13 protein-coding genes are annotated in these 22,066 nt (G+C 66.7%); 9 read left to right on the top strand and 4 right to left on the bottom strand.

The annotated features are described in order from the left end of the window. The first annotated feature begins 130 nt into the window (after positions 1 to 130). The 9 genes from H8F01_RS03520 (at position 131) to H8F01_RS03485 (ending at position 10,225) form a co-directional block, all read left to right on the top strand. A complete protein-coding gene (locus tag H8F01_RS03520) occupies positions 131 to 2,416 on the top strand; it encodes a winged helix-turn-helix domain-containing protein (RefSeq protein ID WP_187057699.1) in 2,286 nt (761 codons plus the stop codon). A gap of 71 nt (positions 2,417 to 2,487) precedes the next feature. Beyond that, positions 2,488 to 2,835, top strand: coding sequence for a hypothetical protein (locus tag H8F01_RS03515; protein ID WP_187057698.1), 348 nt, complete (start codon positions 2,488 to 2,490; stop codon positions 2,833 to 2,835). A 123-nt stretch (positions 2,836 to 2,958) separates the two neighbouring features. Then, positions 2,959 to 3,081: a hypothetical protein gene (locus H8F01_RS21940; protein ID WP_274380580.1), complete on the top strand. Its 123-nt coding sequence runs from the start codon at positions 2,959 to 2,961 to the stop codon at positions 3,079 to 3,081. A gap of 358 nt (positions 3,082 to 3,439) precedes the next feature. Next, the gene (locus tag H8F01_RS03510; protein ID WP_187057697.1) at positions 3,440 to 4,009 is read left to right on the top strand and encodes a GspH/FimT family pseudopilin; all 570 of its coding nucleotides are present in this window, start codon (positions 3,440 to 3,442) and stop codon (positions 4,007 to 4,009) included. After that, the gene (gene pilV / locus H8F01_RS03505) at positions 4,006 to 4,503 is read left to right on the top strand and encodes a type IV pilus modification protein PilV (RefSeq protein WP_187057696.1); all 498 of its coding nucleotides are present in this window, start codon (positions 4,006 to 4,008) and stop codon (positions 4,501 to 4,503) included. Before H8F01_RS03510 ends, pilV begins: the two co-directional genes overlap by 4 nt. After that, positions 4,500 to 5,504 (top strand): PilW family protein, encoded by a 1,005-nt coding sequence (locus tag H8F01_RS03500; protein WP_187057695.1) that lies wholly within the window; start codon positions 4,500 to 4,502, stop codon positions 5,502 to 5,504. The genes pilV and H8F01_RS03500 overlap by 4 nt, the downstream gene beginning before the upstream one ends. A 1-nt stretch (position 5,505) precedes the next feature. Further along, the gene (locus H8F01_RS03495) at positions 5,506 to 6,123 is read left to right on the top strand and encodes a pilus assembly PilX family protein (protein WP_238481134.1); all 618 of its coding nucleotides are present in this window, start codon (positions 5,506 to 5,508) and stop codon (positions 6,121 to 6,123) included. Between the two features lie 58 nt (positions 6,124 to 6,181). After that, the gene (locus H8F01_RS03490) at positions 6,182 to 9,772 is read left to right on the top strand and encodes a pilus assembly protein (RefSeq protein ID WP_187057694.1); all 3,591 of its coding nucleotides are present in this window, start codon (positions 6,182 to 6,184) and stop codon (positions 9,770 to 9,772) included. 9 nt (positions 9,773 to 9,781) lie between these two features. After that, entirely contained in the window at positions 9,782 to 10,225 is a 444-nt protein-coding gene (locus tag H8F01_RS03485) for a type IV pilin protein (protein WP_274380579.1), read from the top strand. A 58-nt stretch (positions 10,226 to 10,283) separates the two neighbouring features. Here the strand turns inward: H8F01_RS03485 and recD are convergent, their stop codons facing one another. The 4 genes from recD to H8F01_RS03465 all read right to left on the bottom strand — a co-directional run bounded on the left by recD (position 10,284) and on the right by H8F01_RS03465 (position 21,973). Beyond that, positions 10,284 to 12,266 (bottom strand): exodeoxyribonuclease V subunit alpha, encoded by a 1,983-nt coding sequence (gene recD, locus H8F01_RS03480; protein ID WP_238481133.1) that lies wholly within the window; start codon positions 12,264 to 12,266, stop codon positions 10,284 to 10,286. After that, positions 12,256 to 15,921: an exodeoxyribonuclease V subunit beta gene (recB, locus tag H8F01_RS03475; protein WP_187057693.1), complete on the bottom strand. Its 3,666-nt coding sequence runs from the start codon at positions 15,919 to 15,921 to the stop codon at positions 12,256 to 12,258. The genes recD and recB overlap by 11 nt, the downstream gene beginning before the upstream one ends. Beyond that, the gene (recC, locus tag H8F01_RS03470) at positions 15,918 to 19,403 is read right to left on the bottom strand and encodes an exodeoxyribonuclease V subunit gamma (protein WP_187057692.1); all 3,486 of its coding nucleotides are present in this window, start codon (positions 19,401 to 19,403) and stop codon (positions 15,918 to 15,920) included. Before recC ends, recB begins: the two co-directional genes overlap by 4 nt. Positions 19,404 to 19,519: 116 nt before the next feature. Further along, positions 19,520 to 21,973 (bottom strand): TonB-dependent receptor plug domain-containing protein, encoded by a 2,454-nt coding sequence (locus H8F01_RS03465; protein WP_187057691.1) that lies wholly within the window; start codon positions 21,971 to 21,973, stop codon positions 19,520 to 19,522. Positions 21,974 to 22,066: the final 93 nt, after the last annotated feature.

The raw sequence follows: 22,066 nt of genomic DNA, 5'->3' as shown, positions 1-22,066 counted from the left end.
CGGCGCCGCGACCGCCTTGCATTCAGACGGCTATCCCCCCATAACGGAATCCATACCTGGACTATGCCGAGCCTCCTCACGCAGTTGGTGTAACCTGAGGCGGAGCAGGCCCCGGAAGGAGGTCGATCAGATGGCTGCAGAGTCCGCCTCTGCTGCGTGGATTGCGTTCGGTGCGGTCGAAATCGACACCCTGGGCCATCGACTGTTCGTGGATGGCGAGGAGGTCGGGCTCGAGCGCAAGGCGTTCGCCGTGCTCGTGCTGCTGGCGCACGACCCCGGTCGCGTGTTGAGCCGCGACGAGATCCTCGACGAGGTGTGGGGCCACACCCATGTCACTCCCGGTGTGCTCAGCCGCGTGATCGCGGTGCTGCGCCATGCGCTGGGGGAGAGTGCGGAAGACAGCCGCTATCTGCATACCGTCCACGGCGTCGGCTTTCGCCTGGATGCCGATGTGCGCTTTGCGTCGTCGCGTGAAGCCTTGATGACGGAAAGCGCGCTGGATGACTCCGACCTTGCGGTGGCGCCGGTACTTGCCAGCCTCAGTGCCGGTGCGAGCGCCGTGGTTGCGCCGCCGGCGAGCGTGATCGCGCCGCCGCCGGTCACGCCACCGATCACGCTGGTGCCGTCGGACAACAGCCCGCGCCGGTTCGGCAAGCCGCTCATCGCCATGGTGGTTGGCCTGCTGGTGGTGGCGGGCGCGCTGTTCGGCTGGCACACGTGGACGCGTCGCCCGGCCGATGCGACAGCGGCCGCTGATCTGAAGTCCATTGCCGTGTTGCCCTTCCAGAACCTCAGCACCGACCAGGGCAACGCCTATTTCGCCACCGGCATGCAGGACATGATCCTGACCCAGCTGGTGGGCATCGGCGGGCTCAAGGTGATCTCGCGCACCTCTACCGAGAAATACCCCAGCCACCCGGAAGACGTGAAAACCATCGCGCACCAGCTGGGCGTGGCCACGCTGCTTGAAGGCACGGTGCAGAAGGTCGACAACCAGGTGTTGATCAACGTGCAGCTGATCGATGCCAACAGCGGCAACCATCTGTGGGCGAAGGCGTATACGCGCACGCTGGACAACGTGTTCAACGTGGAAGGCGAAGTGGCGCAGAACGTGGCGGGCGCGTTGAAAGTGCAGCTCACCTCGGCTGAAACCGCGCGCATGGACAAGCTGCCGACATCGAATGCCGAAGCCTACGACCTGTACCTGAAGGCCGGCGCGCACGCCAACCGCGCCTATGACGATCCTTCGCTGTCGTCGGCCGAGTCGCCCGTGGCCATTGCCCTGTACCAGCAGGCACTGGCCAGGGACCCGGACTTTGCGCTGGCCGCCGCCGAGCTGGCGCGGTCCGAAATGCAGATGTATTTCTTCGGCCCCGATCGCACCAATGAGCGGCTGGCCGCGGCGAAGACGGCTGCCGATCGTGCGCTGGCGTTGCAGCCCAACCTGGGGCAGGCGCACTACGCCATGGGCCTGTACAACTACTGGGGTCATCGCGACTATGCCGGCGCCATCACCCAGCTGGAGCTGGCGCGGCAGGCCATGCCCAGCAGCGCCACGGTGGAATTGCTGATTGCCGCCATTGCCCGGCGGCAGGGTCATTGGGATGAAGCCGTGACGCGCTTCCATGCGGCCACCGTGCTGGATCCGCACAGCGAGTTCGCGTTCAATCAGCTCGGCGTGACCTACCAGAGCCTGCGCCGCTACGCGGATGCCGACCAGGCCTATGCCACGGCGCTGTCGCTGAGCCGGGATCCTTTCGGCGAACGCCTCACCCAGGTCTTCAACGAGTTCATGTGGAAGGGCGACCTGGCGCCCCTGCGTGCCGAACTGGCCACGCTTTCGCCGGGCAGTGATGGCTATCGCAGCAACATCATGTCGCTGTATTTCGAGCGGACGCTGGCGCACGACTATGCGGGCGCGATCAAAATTGCCGAAGCCGACAAGGCGGAGAACTGGGACGACCCGGACAACATCGTGTTGCCGCGCCGCCTGTACGTGGCATGGGCCTGGCAGGATGCGGGCGACATGGCCAAGGCCACGGAGGCCTTCAACGACGTGGCCACGCGTTCCCGTGCGGCCCTGGCCGAACGGCAGGACGACGCCGACCTGCATCTTGCGCTGGGGTTTGCCTATGCCGGGCTCGGACGCAAGGCGGAGGCGGTTGCCGAAGGCGAGCGCGCCGTGGCGTTGATGCCGGTGTCGCAGGATGCGCTCACCGGCACCGACATGCTCGAGCACATGGCAGTGCTCTACGTGCGCGTGGGCCAGCCCGATCAGGCCATTCCGCTGCTCGAGCGCCTGTTGTCCATGCCGACCGGCGTGATCATTTCACCCGCTTCCCTGCGGCTCGATCCGGTGTGGGATCCGCTGCGCGACGATCCGCGCTTCAAGGCCCTGCTGACGCAGCACACGTAGATGCCGGCGCCACCGAGGCGACCGGTGACAAGCACCACCACGTTCAGTCCGCACGCCGTCAAGGAAGTTCCATGACACCCGATGAGTTCGTAGCGAGCCTGAGCGTGGCCGTGGTGGACGAGAACAACGCCATCTACCGGAGCCTGCTGCTCAATACCCGGGCAGAGCAGGCCGCCGACCCGTACTGGCAGCGCGTGCTGAAACTGTTCGGCGAGCTGTCGGCGGATCAGCGCGAAGTGCTGCTGGAACTCACGCGGCAGGTGACCATCGACGCCGTGGCGAACGTGCTCGGCATCATCGACGGCACCTGCCGGCTGAGCGGGGAAGGCGGCCGGTTCCGGCTTATCTGCGCGGGCGGTGACTTGGGCGGCGACCTGCAGACGCTTTTCCTGGAGCACGCGGAGCACGCCAGCTCGTAGTCGCCACGCAGCAGCGTCGCCCGGCGTGAAGGGCGGAGACGCCGCGTTGGAAACGGGGCCTTCGGGCTCTGTCTCCGTTGGGCCATGGAGCGGTCGGCCCAGGCCTTTGTAGGAGCGCACCCTGTGCGCGACGGCTACGGCGACGACTACGGCGACGGCGACCGCGACCGCGACCGCGACCGCGACCGCGACGGGGCGGGAGGCTTCGGCACTCCCTCTCGCGTACAGGGGCTTGGGACGGGGTGATGCAGCGGGCCATGGGCAGCCCTAACCACCTGTGGGAGTGAACCCCGTGAGCGCCGGCTGCGGAACGGGCTGCCTCGGCAACCCCGGTCGCGCACAGGGTGCGCTCCTACAAAGGCCTTGACCGGGGGTGATCTGGAGCGCAAAAACTAACGACCGTGTTGCCCTTGGGAATTGCCGCCCCACGGCAATCCTTGCCTTGTTATCTAGTTGATTGTATTGGTTGGATGTGACGGGCATCTCGCTAGCGATCATCCGGCCTACCATTTATCGGCAAGTTCTTACCGTTCGTCAGCGTATGAATTTACGATACTGCGTGTAATCCTTAAGCTTCACGCAAGTAGTCGGAAGGGGGCTGGCAATGCGTATCAAGGCGCCAGGGCAGGGCCGCATAGGCGGGCTGCGGAAGGCATATGGGTTCACGCTGGTCGAACTGGTGGTGACCCTGGCGGTGGCGGCGGTGCTGATCGCCGTCGCGGTACCCAGCTTTCGCCACATCACCATTTCCAATCGCCTGACCACCTCGGTCAACGAAGTCGTCAACGCGGTGCAGATCGCGCGGATGGAAGCCATCAAGCGCAACGCGCGCACGCAGCTGTGCAGCAACTCCAGCAGCGGCAACTCCAGCGACGCGCTGGGTGATCTTTGCGGTACGTCGGCAGGCGCCGTGGTGGCGCGCGCGTCGACCACGGTCGTGGTGGTGCGGGAGAGCCAGCTCGACCTCAGTGGTTCGCTGCGTCTGAACGGCGACTTGCAGGCGCTTCGCTTCACCGCCCAGGGTATCGCCCACGCCACGACCAGCGCTTTGCCTTACAGCGGGCAGGTCATCGATATCTGTACACCGTCATTCGACAAGGACAACCATCGGGTACTCCGCATGGTGGCCGGCTCCGTGCTGCAGACCACGACGGATTCGGGGGAGTGCTCATGACCACACGTGTTTCCAACCAACACCGGGCGCGTTGTCGCGCAGCCGTCCGCGCGCAACGTGGCGTGGGGCTGATCGAAGTGCTGGTGGCGGTGCTGCTGCTGTCCATCGCCTTCCTTGGCGTCGCTGCCTTGCAGGCCACCTCGTTGTCCACCAACAACAGCGCCATGGCGCGCAGCATGGCCACGGTGGCGAGCTACTCCGTGCTGGATGCCATGCGTGCCGATCGCACGGTGGCGATGGCGGGCGGCTACAACACCAGTGGGGCGATCAAGGCGAGCGCCTGCCCCGCCGAGGGTTCGACGCTGGCCAGCGTGCAGTTGCACGACTGGTGCAACACGCTGGGCGCGACGCTGGGCGCTGTGGAATCGACCACCGGCCAGATCGCCTGCCAGGGCGCCGAAGGCGACTGCACCATCACTATCCAGTTCGACGACAGCCGCGCCGGCACCGGCGGTGCGAACAACCAGTCGGTCGTGACCAGGGGCATGCTATGACGCGGCGTTCGTTCCGTTCTCTTCATCGCCGCGGTTCGACCGGCGGCTTTACGCTGGTCGAGTTGATGGTGGCCATGGTGCTCGGCCTGGTGGTGATGGCTGGCGCAGGCAGCGTGTTTCTTTCCAACCAGCGCGTGTATCAAACCAACCGCGCGCTCAGCGACGTGCAGGACAGCACGCGCCTGGCGTTCGAACTGCTGGCGCGCGATATCCGGCATGCCGGCCTCACCGCATGCAGCAACAGCGCGCGCGTCGCCAATGTGCTCAACGATGGCCCGACCGCTGGCGGCGCCGCCTGGTGGGCAAACTGGGACAACGCCGTGCGCGGCTATGCAGGCAACGACCCGGTGGTTGCGGCCGGCAATGGCGATGGCGACCGCGTTGCCAACACGCACTCGCTGCAGCTGCTGGGCGGCGACAGCGCCAGCCACAGCGTGGCGTCGCATGACCCCACCACGGCGCAGTTCGTGCTCAACGAGGCGGACCCGGACTACGCAGCGAAGGATGTCTTCATCGTCTGCGATTACGACCATGCGGCCATCTTCCAGTCCAGCGCGTACAGCGCGACCGGGAAAACGGTGAGCCACGCCACCACCGCCGGCAACTGCTCGACCGGGCTGGGTTTCCCCACGTCGTGCGGCACGGCCAATTTCTACACGTTCGGTTCGAATGCCTACCTGACGCGGCTGAACGTTGCCGACTGGTATATCGGCAGGAACCCCGATGGCGGTACCTCGCTGTACCGGTTCGGGCGTGCGGGCGCCAACGGGCTCACGCGCCAGGAAATGGTGCGCGGCGTGACCAACCTGCAACTCACCTATCACCAGGATGGCCTGGCGACACCTTTCGTGGCGGCGTCCAACGTGACCAACTGGAACAACGTGAGTGCGGTACGCGCCACCCTGAGCATGCGCAGCAACGACACGCACGCGAGCACGGCCAATACGGCCATCACGCGTGACATGACCATGACCACCACCTTGCGCAACCGGGTGAATTGACGTGAAAACCGAGTATTCCAGCCAGGTTTCATCGCGCGCCGGCCATATGGCGCAGCGTTCACCGGTGCGCCAGCAGGGCGTCGCGCTGGTGGTTGCCCTGCTGCTGCTGGTGGTGATGACGCTGGTGGGTTTTGCCGCGGTGCGCGGCACCATCATGCAGCAGCACATGGCAGCCAATCAGTTCGACAGACAGATCGCTTTCCAGAGTGCGGAAGCTGCATTGCGCACGGCCATGTTGCGGGTCGGCACGCATCCGGACGAAGTGGCGCGCAATTGCCGTGCCGGCGGCGTGATCTGCCTGTCCAATCCGTTCGACGACCCGAACCTTCCCGCCGGAAAGATCTACGACGTGGAAACGGGTACGGCGGCGGGCCAGTTCACGGCGGCCGACGTGGCCGCAGGCCAGCCGCAGTACGTGATCGAAAACATGGGCGACTGGGCCGATCCGGACGCCGACGCCGGCTTTGGCCAGAACGCGAGCTCGCACAACTACGGCGTATCGGGTGGCTCGACCACCGCCGGCTACTACCGCATCACGGCGCGCAGTGGAAACCCCGCCGCCGAGGGTGTGCGCGATCGCGCCGTGGTGGTCCTGCAGACCGTGTTCAAGCAGCGCTGAGTTTCATTGCAACGGCGCGGCGGCATGCCGCGCATTTCCATCAGGGGGCGGTATCGCCATGAGCAATCCATATTCGTTGCGCCGTCGCGCAGGGCGTTTTCTCGGCAGGCTGCTGGGCACCGGTGCGGTGGTCTGCGTGCTGGGTATCGCCAGTACGCCGTCGTGGGCCGTTACGGTGGAGCAGCAGCCGCTGATCATCCAGAAGTCGCTGCCGCCCAACCTTGTGCTGATGCTGGATGACTCGGGCTCCATGGCCTGGGATGTGATGCCGGACTGGAAGTATCTCGCGGGACGCAACGAGGACGACCTGACCTACTCGGTGGTCAACGGTGTGTATTACAACCCCACGGTGACGTACAAGGCGCCCATCAAGGCCGACGGCACGCGTTATGCGGATGCCGCGTTCGATGCCGCGTGGTATGACGGCTTCAACACCGGCACCGGCAAGGTGGACCTGTCCAGTTACGACGGCTCCAAGGATGCGAGCCAGAACGGTGCCAGCAAGAGCGACATCGCCTATACGCAGACCTTTACCACGGTCACGGGCACGTCCGCCCCGACCTGGACCTGTCAGTCTGGCGACTCGCTGGAAACCACGGGTACGAACAAGGGCAAGTGCAAAACCTCCGGCAGGAACCCGCAGTACTACAGTCCGAACAACCCGGTCTGCAACAGCGGCGACACGTACGACTCGTCGAGCAAGCAGTGTTCTACCATCAAGATTCTGGCCTCGCTGTTCAAGTACACGCTGAAGAACAGCAACGGCACTTATACCCGCTACTACGTGGGCAAGACGGGCGCCTGCGCTGCCGCATCACTGGGCGACGCGGTGTGTACCGAGTCGAGTGACGTGCAGAAAAACGTCGCCAACTGGTTTTCGTACTACCACACGCGCCTGCTGATGGCGAAGACCGGCGTGATGGAGTCGTTCTCGGGCATCGACCCGTCGTTCCGTATCGGCTTTGGCTCCATCGACGGCAACAACAACAGCGGCCTGCCGTCTGATCGCACCACCAAGAACGGTTATGTCATTGCCAACGTCAAGCCGTTCTCCGATCAGAAGGCGGCGTTCTGGAGCTGGCTGGCCGGTGGCAAGGCGAACAACGGCACGCCGTTGCGCGCCGCGCTGGACGCGGTGGGTCAGTACTACCAGACTGCCCAGCCTTGGGGGAGCATGTCGTCCGACCCGGATTACAACACCGGCAGCGGCAAGGGCGAGCTGGCCTGTCGCCAGTCGTACACCATTCTCACCACGGACGGTTTCTGGAACGGCGCCGCCGCTTCCACGAGCATCGGCGATGTCGACAGTACAGCCCTGACGGTGAAGGGCACGGGTGACCGTTCCTACGTGTTCGACGCGCAGGCGCCGTATCGCGATGGCCGCTCCCTCACGCTCGCCGACGTGGCCATGTACTACTGGATCAAAGACCTGCGCACCGACACGGCGGACGAAGTGCCGATCAGCGATGAAGATCCGGCCTTCTGGCAGCACATGACCACCTTCACCCTGGGACTGGGTTTCACGCCGACGAATATCCAGCCCAGCGGGACCACGTACGAGCAGATCGCGCGTTGGGCCCGGGGCGGCGATGCGATCAAAAACTTCAGCTGGCCGGCGCCCGCGGCCGATGACATCAATAACATTGCCGACCTGGCGCATGCCGCAATCAACGGCCATGGCAGTTTCAACTCCGCGAGCAGTCCGCAGGAGTTCTCCTCCGCGCTGAAGGATGCGCTGAAGCGTGCCGCTGAACGCGTCGGCACGGGCGCGGCACTGGCGTCCAACTCGACCGAGCTCACCTCTGGCACGGTGTCGTACCAGGCCAATTACCTCACCGCCAAGTGGACGGGTGATCTCAAGGCGTATCCCATCGTCAATGACCGCGTGGGTGATACCGCGACCTGGACGGCCAGCGCCGTGCTGCCGGCGGCTGCCAACCGCAAGCTCTACACGAGCAGCAACGGCGCCGACACGTTCGAGTTCACCACGACCAACCTCAACTTGTTCTCCGCCGACCAGCAGAAGGCACTGACCAGCACCCTGGCGGACAACCAGGCCATCATTGCCTACATGCGCGGCGACGGGACCAAGGAGCAGCGCAACAAGGGTGCGCTGCGCAACCGCAGCACCGCGCTGGGCGACATCGTGAACTCGCAGCCGGTGTACGTCGGTGCGCCGGATGCCAACCAGTTCATCGGGCAGAACTTCACCGGCTCGTCGGCGTACGTCGATTTCGCCGTGACCAAGAAAGAGCGCGACAAGCGCGTGCTGGTCGCCGCCAACGACGGCTTCATTCATGCCTTCAATGCCGACAGCGGTGTGGAAACCCATGCGTACCTGCCCGGGGCGGTGATCACCAGCGGCCTGAAGACTTACGCCGATCCCGACTACGGTTCCACCAGCCTGCCGCATCAGTTCTTCAATGACGGCGAACTGACTGTGGCCGACGTCTACGACACCACGGCCAAGGCGTGGCGCACGGTGGCCGTGGGTACCACGGGCCGTGGCCCGGCACGCGCGGTTTACGCCATCGACGTGACCAACCCCGCCGCTTACTCGCTGCTGTGGGAGCGTTCGGCGGCGGATGGCAAGGACAACAGCAGCGCCATCGGCCAGATGACCGGCAAGCCAGTCATTGCGCAGACCGCCAATGGCGTGTGGTCGGTGCTGATCGGCAACGGCTACAACAGCGGACCGGACAGCGCGGCCCTGCTGCAGTTCGCGCTGGCGGATGGCGCGCTCACCGTACACGCCACGGACAGCACGACTGGCAACGGCATGGCCGCACCGGCCGTGTGGATTGGCGATACCAGCAACGGCGTCAGCACGGAGGCGTATGCGGGCGACATTCTGGGTCGCGTGTGGAAGTTCGTGCTCAACGACGGCACGCCCAGGCCCAGCAGCACGGGTAGCCTCGTGTTCACCGCCACCAACGCCGCGAAAGCCGCACTGCCGATCACGGCCGGCATGCTGATGGGGCGCGATCCGAACACCGGCAACACCTGGCTGTTCTTCGGCACGGGTCGCTACCTGGCCGCGGCGGACCTGCAGAGCAAGGCAACGCAAAGCTGGTTCGGCATCATCGTGGGTTCGACCGACACCACGTTGACCGACAACCTCGCCAGCAAGGGGCGGGGTGCGCTGGTGGTCCGCACCATCGATGCGGAATCCACGCAAGGCCGTTCCACCTCGCCGGCCACGGCGGGCGACCTGGCTGGCAAGTCCGGTTGGTACATGGATCTCACCTCGCCCACGAAGGGATCGGAGGGCGAGCGCATGGTGAATGCCAACGGTTTCGATACGCGCCGGCTGGTGGGCATCACGCGCATTCCGGTGGCAACGGACGTGTGCAATCCGTCCGGCGGTGGTTGGGCGATGTACCTGGACCCATTCACCGGCTCCAGCTTCGCGGACAACGTATTCGACACTAACGGTGACGGCGCCATCGACGGCAAGGACGGCGTCACCTCCGGCGGCAAGACCGCGCCGAACAACGGCGTGTACTTCGGCTCGCTGCCGAACGGCGCCACCATCATCGGCAAGCTGATGGTGGTGACGATGGACAACGGCTCGCGTGGGCAGGTGCTCAAGCGTGGTGGCAACGGGGAGCGCCTGCGCGTGTCCTGGCGCGAACTGGTCAACCCCTGAGGACATCCCATGCGAACGACGAGTGCTTACCCGATGCCCCATGACATCCACCCGCGTGGGCGTGGCTTCACCCTGATCGAGATGGTGGTGGTGGTGGCGATCATTGCGATCCTCGCTGCCATCGCCTGGCCGAACTACACGCGCCACGTGGCCAAGACGAACCGCGTGGCCGCGCAGGCTTGCCTGTCCCAGTACGCCAATTACATGGAGCGTTACTACACCACCAACCTGCGCTACGACCAGACCGCCGGCGGCACCGCCAACGCCGATCCGCAGCTGGGGTGCCAGGGCGAGGTGTCGCGCAGTTACACCATTACGCAGGCCACCGACCGCGCCACTTTCACCATCACGGCCACGCCGACCACGGTGCAGCTGGGGCGCGACAGCTTGTGCGGCACGTTGACTCTCAACCAGACCGGGGCACGAACCCCCACCGCCAACGGATGCTGGTGACGACGCTTCCCGCGTAAACCTGGCCGCCGCAAGGCGGCCTTTTTTTTTGTTGACGGCCTCAGGTGCCGTTGTCGGTCCAACGCAGGTGCAGGCCGGAATGCCGGTGCACCGGTTGTTCCACCGATTGGCGGACGATGGCTTTGGGCGCCAGCAGGCTGAACCAGCGGCGCGCGCGGGTGATGCCGGTGTAGAGCAGTTCGCGCGTGAGCACCGCACTGGCGTCCGCCGGGAGCACCAGGGCCGCGTGATCGAACTCCGAGCCCTGCGACTTGTGCACCGTCATCGCATACACCGTTTCGCGCTCGCCCAGGCGCGAGGGCAGCACGAAGCGGATGCGCGTGCTGTTGCTGCCCGCCTCGCCAGCCACCTCGAACGCCACGCGCAGATGCATCACGCCGTTCGCGTCGGGGATGCGCAGGGCAATGCCCACGTCGCCGTTCATCAGGCCCAGGCTGTAGTCGTTGCGGGTGACCAGCACGGGGCGACCCTCGTACCACTCGTGGCTGGTGTCGATCAGTTGCGCCTGGTGAAGGATGCCGGCGATCTGCCGGTTGAGTCCTTCTGCGCCGAAGGGCCCCTGGCGCAGCGCGCACAGCAGCTGGAAGCTGCCGAACGCACGCAGCACGCCGCGCGCCCAGGTGTCGTAGCTGGCGGCATCGGCGAGCGCTGCCGGGCGTTCGCGGCGAAGCCACTCGATGTAGTGACGATAGCCCTGCGGCTGCGCGTTGCTTTCCGCCGGCAGGAACTGCGTTGCGCCGCCGTCGAGTACGAGTTGGGACAAGCTGCGCGTATCGGCGGCGGCATCGGTCCACGCGACGTCCGCGTGACGTACGGAAAGCAACGCCTGCACCTCGGTGGCGTCACCACGGTTGACGTACTGCGCCAGCCTGCCGATGCCGCTGTCCGCGCCGAAGCGATGGCTGTGGCGCAGCATGGCCACGTGCTGGTCCAGCGGCCGCGCATCGTCGCGTACCCATGCATCGATGCGGTCGCCCGTGGTGTCGAGCAGCCACGCGGCGGTCGCCGCGTCGTAGTGGCCGGCTTCCGCGCGTCGGCACAGGTCGCCCAGTACCGCGCCGGCTTCCACCGAAGAAAGCTGGTCCTTGTCGCCGAGCAGCACCAGGCGCGCATCGTCGGGCAGGGCGGCGAGCACGGCAGACATCATCTCCAGGTCGATCATCGACGCTTCGTCGATCACCAGCACATCCAGGTGCAATGGATGACTGGCGTCGTGGCGGAAGCGTCGCGTATCCGGTCGAGCGCCGAGCAGGCGATGCAGCGTATCGACCTGGCTGGGAATGCTGGCGCGCACGTCGTCGTCCACGTCCAGTTGGGCGATCTGCGTGCTGATGGACGACTGCAGGCGCGCGGCGGCCTTGCCGGTGGGCGCGGCCAGCCGGATGCGCAGGGGGCGCGAAGTCTCCTTGCGATGCAGCGTCTGCAGCAGGCCCAGCAGGCGCACCACCGTGGTGGTCTTGCCGGTGCCGGGGCCGCCGGTGATCACGGTGAAGGCGCCGCGTGCGGCCAGTGCGCAGGCGACACGTTGCCAGTCCGGACCATTGGCGGCCGGTGCGGGAAACAATCGCGCGAGTTGGGTTGGCAGCCGCGGCGAGGGCTCGTGAACGCTGGCAAGGCGTTGGGCGATGGCGCGTGCCACGCGCTGCTCGTGGTTCCAGTAGCGGCGCAGGTAAACGCGGCTGCCGTCGAGCACCAGGGGTGACGATGCCTGCGTGGCATCGCCGGCGTCGGCCATCAGTGCGGAGGTAAGCAGCGACGCTGGCGCCTGGGCGGCTTCCGCCAGCATGTGGCGCCACTCGGCGGGCCAGCCGGCGTCGTCGGCCAGCGACGCCCACGCGGACAGATCCAGGCACAGGTGACCGTCGGCCTGCTGGCGACTGGTGAGCGCGCCGAGCAAGGGCAGTGCGGGCGGTGCATCGGCGGCCTGCGCTTCAAGAAAGCGCGCGAAAGCCACGTCGAGCGGACGCAGCCAGCCGCGTTCGATGGCCTGTTCCATGGCAACGGGAAGGGCGTCAGGCGACACGGGCTTGGCCTCCGCTGGCGAACAGGCGATCCATCGCGTCGATCAGGGTTTTCGGCAGGCGTTCGACATGGACGCCATGTCCCGCGCCATCCACCCCGCGCAGGTACAGGTAGGCCACGCCGCCCATATGGCGTTCGTAGTCGTAGGCGGGCAGGCGGGCGCGCAGCTGGCGATGCAGGGCCAGGGTATACAGCGCGTACTGCAGATCGTAGCGCTCGCGCAGGATCGAGTCGCGCATCGCCTCCGTCGTGTACGCACTGGCGTCGTTGCCCAGCTTGTTGGATTTGTAGTCGATCACGTAATAGCGACCCTGCTGTTCCACCACCAGATCGATGAAACCCTTGAGCAGGCCGTTGATGCGCTCGGCGAGCAACGGCAGGCGCGGCCGGGCGTCCAGTGTGTGTGCGGTGACCAGGCGATCCAGCGCCAGCGTGTCGACGTGATTGGCCTCGAACCAGAACTCCAGTTCGGCGTAATGGCTGGACATCTGCGCCAGCGACGCCTGCGTGCCATCGGGCAGGGCGAGCGGGGTGCGCAGCAATCCGGCGATCCACGTGGTGAGCATGGCGATATGCGCCTGCCAGCCGCGACGCTGGCAACGTCGGGCGACTTCCTTCTCCAGCGCCGCTTCGTTGTCGGCCGTCTGTGCAAAACCTTCGTCGGCGGCCCACTCCAGCAGGTCGTGCAGGAAGGTGCCGGCTTCGGCGCCAGCGTGGAAGGCATGAATGCCTTGCGCCACGGTGGTGCCCGCTGCTGGCAGTACGACCTGTTCGGCGCTGGCTTCGATCAAGGTGTCCTGTGCGGCGGTTTCCGGGGCGGGCAGGCGGATCTCTTCGACTTCGGCGTATTTGAGTCCGCTGTAGCTGGACACGCGCCAGCGCTCGGCGGCGGGACCCTGATACGTGCGGGCTTCCCACAGCGGCGCCGCCTGTGTCTGCTGCGGCAGCAGGGCCTGCGTTGCCGGCGCGTCGAGCCGCTGGATGGCGATGCCGGATGCGTCGCCACGCAGCGCTTCGAGTCGCGGCATCAGATCGGCAGGCTCGATTTTCGCGCCGCCGGACAGCACATGGCCGAACGCCGCCTTGTGCAGCGTGGATGCCTTGCCTTGGCCGGCGCGCGTGCACGCCACGCCCAGCCAGCACGCGTATTGCGCGCGGGTCAGGGCGACATAGAGCAGGCGCAGGTCTTCCTGCAGGCGCTCGCGATCCGCCTGCGCGAGTGCGGCATCGTTGGCGCGCAGGTCCATGCGCAGCTCGCCACTGTCGTCGTGCCAGGTGAAGCTGTCGTCCGCCTTCAGTTCGCGCGCCGAGCAGACAAAGGGCAGCAACACCAGCGGGTATTCCAGGCCTTTGGACTTGTGGATGGTGACCACCTTGACCAGCGCCGCCTCGCTTTCAAGACGCACGATCTGTTCTTCGGCAGTATCGGCCTGCGGATCGCTCGCCGCAGCCATCTGCGCGGCCAGGTAGCGGATCAGTGCATGTTCGCCATCCAGCGTGGCCGCTGCGTGCTGCAGCAACTCGGCCAGGTGCAGCAGATTGGTCAGCGCGCGTTCGCCATCCGTGCGCGCGAGCAGGCGCGCAGGCAGGTCGAAGGCATGCAGCAGGTCGTGCAGCATGGCCAGTACGCCGTGGCGTTGCCAGGTGACGTGCAGCTGGCGGAAGCGGTCGCCGCAGGCTTCCCAGTGATGCTCGTCGAGGTTCAGGCGATCCAGCTCCGCATCGCTCTGGCCCAGCGTGGGCGTGGCGAGCGCGGCGCGCATGGTGCGGTCCGAACCGGGCTCGGCGCAGGCGCGCAGCCAGCGCAGCAGGTCGGCGGCTTCCGGCGATGCATAGACCGAGTCGCGGTCGGAGAGGTACACGCTCTTGAGACCGCGTCGCTGCATTTCCTCGCGCACCTTGGCCGCTTCCGCGCCGCGCCGCACGAGAATGGCGGTATCGCCCGGTTGCAGCGGGCGCAGTGTTCCGTCCGGCTGGCGGAATCCGCAACGACCTTCCTGCGCCGCCGTGAGTAGTTCGACCAGATAAGCCGCCGCCTGGCGCGCCATCAGGTCGGTGTAGGCACTGCTGCTGACGGGTTCATCGGCGGCCTGCACGGCAAGTTGCATGGGCGGCAGTGCATGGCCATCGAGTTCCAGCGTCTCGCTGCGGCCACGTGCCTCGACGGCGTGGAACGGCAATGCGTCTTTGCCCTGACCGAACGCGAAGGCGCCGTCGTCGTGCGTGTCGGCAAACTCGAATACGCGGTTCACCGCGCCCACCAGCGGCTGGGTGGAACGATAGTTGGTGCCCAGCGTCCACATCGGCTGCTGCGCCGTGCCGCGTGCGCGCAGATAGGTATGGATGTCGGCGCCGCGAAAACCGTAGATCGCCTGCTTCGGGTCACCGATCAGCAGGAGCCCGGTGGTGTCGCGACGCGCATAGATGCGCTGGAATATGCGCCACTGCAGCGGGTCGGTATCCTGGAACTCGTCGATCAGCGCCATCGGGTACTGCGCGGCGATGGTATCGGCCAGACGTTTGCCGGTATGCCCGTGCAGGGCGCCATCGAGGCGCTTGAGCATGTCGTCAAAGCCCAGCTGCGAGCGGCGTTGCTTGGTTTCCTCCAGCTTGGCCGCGACCCAGCCGGTGGCATGGGCCAGCACGGGTGCGCGCCACGGCGCGACCAGTCCCTGTGCTTCCACGCAGGCTTCGATGGCGTCGAACGCGCGATGCTGCAGCGCCTCGGCATTCTTGTTCTTGGCCGCGGCCAGCGCGGATCCCGTGTAGCGGGGCAGGGCGGTGGAGGCATCCGCGCCGGTGCTGGCCCAGGCGCGGAGCTGGGCCAGTTCGTCGTTCACCTTCTCCTTGCGCATCTTGTTGCCGTTGAGCGCACCGGCACTCAGCGCCTGCGCGAACATCGCCTCGATGGCGTCGATGTCTTCAAGCCAGCGCTGACGCGCGTGTTCTTCCGCCGCGGCGGCGGCGCCCACGTGCTTGCGGAAATCCTCCAGCACGCGCCCGGCATCCGGCAGTGGGCGGCCGTCCAGACGCAGGCTCTCCGGCGGCTGTTTCAGCAGCGGACGCAGGTCGGCCTGCAGGTCGGCGGGCGTTTTCCACCAGCGCGACACCAGTGCGGCACCGTCGCGGTCGAGCGGAAAGAAATGGCAGCGCCAGTAGTCGCGTACCACGTCGGCAAGCAATGCGCTTTCATCCGTGTCGGTGTCCTGCACGAAGGGATGCCCGCTGTCGAAGGCGTGCTGGCCCAGCATGCGCTGGCACCAGGCATGGATGGTGTGGATGGCTGATTCGTCCATCCATTGCGCGGCCAGGTCGAGCTGGCGCGCCGCAAATGCCAGCGCGTCGTCGCCCTGATAGAGCGCCATCAGGTCGCGCAGGAAATCGTCCGGCTCGATGCGACCGCGGAACACGTCGGCCGCTTCGCCCAGCCGCTCGCGGATGCGTTCGCGCAGTTCGGCCGTGGCGGCCTTGGTGAAGGTAAGCACCAGGATCTGCGAAGGCAGCAAGGCCTTGCCTTCGGGCGTGCCATGACCCAGCACCAGGCGCAGGTACAGGGCGGCGATGGTCCAGGTCTTGCCGGTGCCGGCGCTGGCTTCGATCAGCTGTATGCCGTGCAGCGGTAGCGCGAGCGGCTTCAGGGGCGCCGTCGTGATCATGCGCCGCCTTCCTTCGTGATCGCCGGCATCATCGGCTCGTAGAGCGCCAGCCAGTGATAGATGTTGCCGGCCTCCAGCGCCTCGAAGGTCGGCCACGCGCGCGCGAGGTAAGCATCGGTCTGCACCTCGCCGGCCAGCCCGAAGCCGCTGCCTTCATACACCAATGCCGCCTGCCTGCGTGCCTTCTCGGGATCGTTCTTGTCCCTGAGATAGGCGAATGCCGTCTGGCGTGCGATGGGCAGCGGCATGCGCATGCCTTCGCGCAGGCAGGCGAGCAGGGCGTTCAGGCACATGGTGGCGTCGTCGATGTCCAGCGGGCGCAGCAGCAGGGTGGCGTCCGCGCCGATGATGCGCGTCTGCATGCGCAGGCCCAGTGCATGCGCGACCACATGGACCACCCATGCGGTGATGGCTTTGTCGTAGCGGACGTCGTTCTTCTGAAGCAGCTTGCCGGTGGCCAGCTCAAGGCGCACGTACGGCGTTTCATCGCCACGGCGCAGGTCGGTCAGCCAGTCTTCCAGCCGCACGCCGTGTGCTTCGTGCAGTACTTCGATCTTCTCGTCCTGCAGCGGCCAGCGCTCGCAGGCGGCGAGCCAGCGAGCGGCAAGTTCGCCGCTTTCGCGCGAGAGCGCATCGCGGGCCAGTTCGCCGAAGCCGCCGGGCGGCAAGGCGCCCTGATCGAGCAGTTGCCGCGTCGCCATGTCCACCGCCGCGCGTGCATCCGTTGCGGCGACGGCCGCACGCAGCACGCCGGTGGTGGCGATGTGCCGTTCCAGTGCATTCAGGCTAAAGGGTTCGTCATCCTTGGTTTCTTCGTCCATGTCGCCGAAGTGCACCTTCAGGCGATGGTTGAAGAAGTGCCGTACGGGGCGCGCGACGAAGCCCTGCAGCAGGCCCATGCTCACCGCCGATTCCGGCTCCCATGCCGAAAGCGGCGCGTTCATGGCGTGATGGTCGTGCTCGTCATGCGCCTGGCGCCATTCGCGCGCATAGGTGAACAGGCGTGCATCGGCGTCGGCACGGAAGTAGCGACGACTGAAGGGCTGCAGCGGATGCACGGTGGTCATGGCATCCAGCAGGTGTTCGCAGGCGCGCAGTGCCGTGGCGTCCTCGCCCTCGCGATGCCAGCCTGCCGCTACGTAATCGCGCAACTGGCCCACCAGCACGGAGGGAGGAAGCACGCTGTTGTCGCGCACGTTGCGTCCCACCCAGCTCACGTAGAGTGCATCGCGCGCGGAGGCCAGCGCCTCCAGGAACAGGTAGCGGTCATCCTCGCGGCGCGAGCGGTCGCCCGGTCGTGCATGGCCGGGCTGGGCCATCAGGTCGAAGTCGGCGGGTGCCTGGCGGCGCGGATAGTCGCCGTCGTTCATGCCGAGCAGGCAGACCACGCGGAATGGAATGGCGCGCATCGGCATCAGCGTGCAGAAGCTCACCGCGCCGCCCATGAAGCGCTGCGACAGGCGGCTTTCATCCATCGAGGAAAGCCAGTGCTCGCGCACGATGTTCAGCGGCAACGGCAAGGTGAAGTCAGCGGCGGCGCAGGCTTCCTGCCAGGCGTCCAGCGCATCGTTGAGGCGCGTGAGCCGATCGCTGTCGGACGGGTCGTCCGCATCGAAGAAGTCGATCAGCAACTGCTGCAGGCGTTGCTGCCATTGCTCCGGCGTGGCGGGTTCGCGCATGCGCGACCACCATTGTTCGAGCCCGTCCATCAACAGGATCAGCGGACCGACCAGGGCGGCATCCAGGCCACCCACTTCACCGTACGGCGCAATGCCATGCCAGGTGTCGCCGTCGCCTACCGCATAGCCGAGCAGCATGCGGCGCAGGCCGAAGCGCCAGGTGTTCTGTTCGATACCCGGCAGTTCAAGGCTTTGTTTCTGTTCGCGGCCCAGGCCCCAGCGGATGCCCGCGCCTTCGATCCAGCGGCGCAGCGTGGGCAGGCCGTTGTCGTCGATACCGAAGCGTGCGCGCAGGGCAGGTACGTCGAGCAGGTCGAGCAGGTCGCTCACCGCGAAGCGTGATTCGGGCAGCGACAAAAGATGTTCCAGCGCCACCATCAGCGGCACGGCGCCGCGCGAGGGCTGGTCGGCCACGGAGAAGGGCAGGTGGCGCGGGTCGTCCGGCGGCAGTCGGCCGAACACGGCCTGCACGTGCGGCGCATAGGTCTGGATATCCGGCACCATCACGATCACGTCGCGCGGCGACAGCGGCTCGCCACGGCGCGCGGCGTCTTCAAACAGGGCAAGCAGCTGGTCGTGCAGTATCTCCACTTCGCGCTGCGGGCTGTGCGCCACGTGGAAGCGCAGCGAGTGGTCGTTGTCGCGCCAGGCCTTGCGCTGCACGGCATCGGCCGGCAGCGGTTCCAGATCCAGGATGGCCTGCTGTATCTGCCGCAGCAGCGTGCCGCCGTCGGTATCGGCGAACAGGTCGATGCTGCGGTTCCACGCGGCGAACTGGTTGCGGTAACCCTCCGGCTTGTCGAAGGCATCGAGCAGGCGGATGTAGTCACGCCCCTGTCGGCCCCATGCGGCCAGCAGCGGGTTGGCGTGCAGGTGCAGGTCTTCGTAACGCGGCTCGGCCGGCAGGCCGGGCTTGTTGCCGTGACGACGCTGGCTGGCCTTGAGCAGCTCGCGGTCTTCGATGATGTCGGCCCAGTAATGCCGGCACGGGTTGGCCACCAGCAGCAGCACCTGGCTGAAGCGCGCCAGTGCGGTCAGTGCTTCCAGCGTCTGCTGCGGCAGCGACGAGATGCCGAACACCACGATGCGGCGTGGCATCGCGGCAGGACGTTCGGTGAGCGTGCCGATGCGGTCGAGGAAGGCCTGGTGCACGGCGGCGCGGTGGTTGTGGCGTTCGTCGCCCACGTCCTCCAGCAGCAGTTGCCACAGGCGCGCCTGCCAGCGTTGGTCCACCGGCAGGGGCTTGGGCGGGCCGCGCAACTCGTCGCGCAACTCGAAGCGGCCGTGTTCCCAGTCGGTCAGCCAGTCCGCGCGATAGACCTGGTACTGGTCGAACAGGTCGGCCACGCGTTCGGCGAGCTGGTAGCGCTTGCGTTCGTCAGGATCGTCACGCAGGAAGTCACGCAGCGGGGCGAAATCGGCTTCGTGCAGGTGCGCGGGCAGCAGGCGCAGCAGTCGCCAGCTCAGCCGCGATTTGTCGAACGGCGAGGTGGTAGCCACCGCATCGCGCCCGAGTACGCTGCGATACGCCGCCCACAGGAAGCGGCCGGGCAGCTGCACGTCGATGGCCGCGCTGACGCCCAGCCCGCCACCTTCGCCCACCGGCCGCGCCAGCGCCCACTTCAGCCATTGGGCGATGCCGTTGCTCTGCACCAGCATCAGCTCGTCTTCCAGCGGACGCAGTGGTGCGCGCGCCAGCCAGGCGGTCAGCAGGTCGCGCAGGTCTTCCATGCGATTGCCGTGGATGACCATCAGGCCGGGCTGGATCGGGCTGTCCAGCGGCAGGTCGAGGGTGTGGCTCATGGCAGGCGGCGGTGGGTGTCGCTCATGGGAGGGCATTCTCGCCGAGTGGGCGAGAGATGTCCCGCATGTTGCGCCAGCGCCGTCCCGTGGCCTGAGACGGCGCCGCCGTGCCTGCGTCAGAAGGTGTAGCGGACCCGGCCGTACCAGTAGGCGCCGTTCAGGCCGATGGGCGAGATCACGTCATACGGGAAGTTGCCGGCGTAGTTGATCTCGCTGTTGGATTGGGTGGGGTACTGGTTGGTGAGGTTGTAGCCGCCCACGGCGAAGCTGAGCTGTGGGGTGACCCGGAACTCCACCTCGGCATCGAGCTGCCAGCGCGCGGCATAGGTTTGCGTGGGCACGTCGCCGCCACCGAAGTCGAACACGCGCACCACCGAACCCTGGCGCGTGACGCGACCCAGCAGGTTCCAGCGCGCATTGCTCCAGTTGGCGGTGAACGAGCCGCGCTGGCTGGGGGCGGCATCGGTCAGGGTGTTCTGCTCTTCCACGCCGAACAGCACGTTGCCCGCACCGGTGGCGGCCAGCGCCTCCGGCGTGGGGATCACGTGCAGGATGTCGGTGTGGTTGTGGCTATAGGCCAGCGTCAGCAGCAACCCGCCACCGGCCAGTGGCGTGCGGTAGTTGCCCACCAGTTCCGCGCCGCGCGTGCGCGTATCCACCGCATTGGTGAAGAACGCCACGCTCTGCACGCCGGGCACGCCGAAGTGCTGCAGGATGTAATCCTCCAGCCCCGGGCTGTCGATGGTCTCCGACAGCGTGACGCGATGGTCGATGTTGATCTGGTAGGCATCCAGGGTGAAATCGAAGTGCTCGCCCACCTGGCCGGTCAGGCCCAGGCTGGCGTTGCGTGATTTCTCCGGCTGCAGCGGTTCGGCGCCCAGGCCGCGTGCAATCGGGTTGTTCACCGACAGGATGCGGCCGGTGACCAGCTTGCCGTCCGCGCCATAGCCGGTAGTGGTGGCTTCGTAGCCGATCTGGCTCAGTGAGGGTGCACGGAAGTTGTTGGACCACGCCGCGCGCAGCGCGAAGCCCGGCGCGAATTCCCAGCGGCCGCTGAGCTTGCCGCTCCAGTTGCCGCCGAAGTCGCTGTAATGCTCATAGCGCGTGGCCGCATCGACAAAAATGTGCTCGGTCACATCGCTGGACAGCTCGGCGTATAGCCCACCCACGTCGCGCGAAAGCTTGGCCGCATCCTGCGGTTGCAGGCCGCCACCCGCCTGCGCGCCTACCGGGGCATCGACATACGGCCCGGCGATGTACGAAGCCGGATCGCCCGGGGTGGTGCGGAAGTTTTCGTGCCGGTATTCCGCGCCCAGTGCCAGCGTCACGTTGCGCGAGGCCACGCTGAAGTCGTGGCTGAAGTCGCCGTTGACGCTGCCCTGGTCGAAACGATACGTGCCGATGTGAAACGAGGTGGGGCTGTCCGGGCCCAGCGAGGCATTGAGCGAATCGCGCAGGTTGTAGTCGAAGGCATTGCTGCCCCAGTTGACGCTGCCGTCGTAGTGCCAGTCACCGGCCAGGCCGCGCACGCCGGCGGCCGTCTGCAGGTCGCGATCGGTGCCGACGGACTTGGGCAGGTAGCCATCGGGATAGATAGAGGTGATGTTGGCGCTGCTGTCCGGGTAGCGGAAATAGTTGTCGCCCACGCTGTGGCGCTGGGTGTACGTGCCGAACCAGTAGAAGGTGGCGTTGCCGGACAGCGGCACTTCGCTGTTGAGCCAGCCGTTGTAGCTTTCCGCCGAAGGATCGCCGGCCACGTAGTTGCGCCGCCCCCGCAGGGCGAGGTTGGCGGGCGTGGGGTCGGCCAGCCAGTCCGGCACGGTGTCGATGCCGGCGCGATTGGTGTTGCCGTGGTTGTTGGCTTCGATGCCGAAGCGGAGGAAGCCCGATCCCCCCAGGCGCGTGCCCCACTTGGCTGCCGCGTAGCCGCTGTCACCGTCGGTGATGTCGCGGTCGGCCGGGCGGAAATGCGTGTGGTACGCGCCACCCGTGGCGGTGACCTCGCCACCCTGCGGTGCATCGTCCAGGATGATGTTGACCACGCCTGCGATGGCATCCGAGCCGTATTGTGCGCCGGCGCCATCGCGCAGTACCTCGACGCGCTTGATCGCACTGATCGGGATGGCGTTGAAATCCACCGGCGTGGTGCCCCGTCCGATCTTGGTATCCGTGTTCACCAGCGCCGAGGTATGGAAGCGCTTGCCGTTCACCAGCACCAGCACCTGGTCCGGCGACAACCCGCGCAGCTGCGCGGCTCGCACATGGTCCGAGCCACCGGAGTTGGACTGGCGCGGGAAATTGAACGAGGGCAGCAAGGTGGCCAGCGCCTGGCCCAGCTCGCCGTTCACCGCGCCGGCGGCGCGCAGGTCGTCCTGTGTCAGCACATCCACCGGCACCGGCGATTCCAGCGCGGTGCGATGGCTGGCGCGCACGCCGGTGACCACGACCTGGTCCAGCGTCTTGGCCTGGTTGTCGTCGGCGCTGGATTGGGCCTGCGCCGCCGGCGCGAGCAGGGCGGCGATCAGCACGGGAATAAGTCGACGGCGCGGAGCCGTGGTGTGGGTCGGCATGGGGTTTCCTTGAAGCGCAGCAGTCCATGGCACCCGCGGGGCGGGTGCTGGCGGTTTGGTATGAAAGCGGGGCGCCGGTCAGGGCGCCGGAAC

It is taken from the genome of Dyella telluris, assembly GCF_014297575.1.
GTDB classification, from domain to species: Bacteria; Pseudomonadota; Gammaproteobacteria; order Xanthomonadales; family Rhodanobacteraceae; genus Dyella; species Dyella telluris.
Note: the sequence above shows the minus strand (reverse complement) of the source record. Positions and strands in the feature narration are given on the sequence as shown.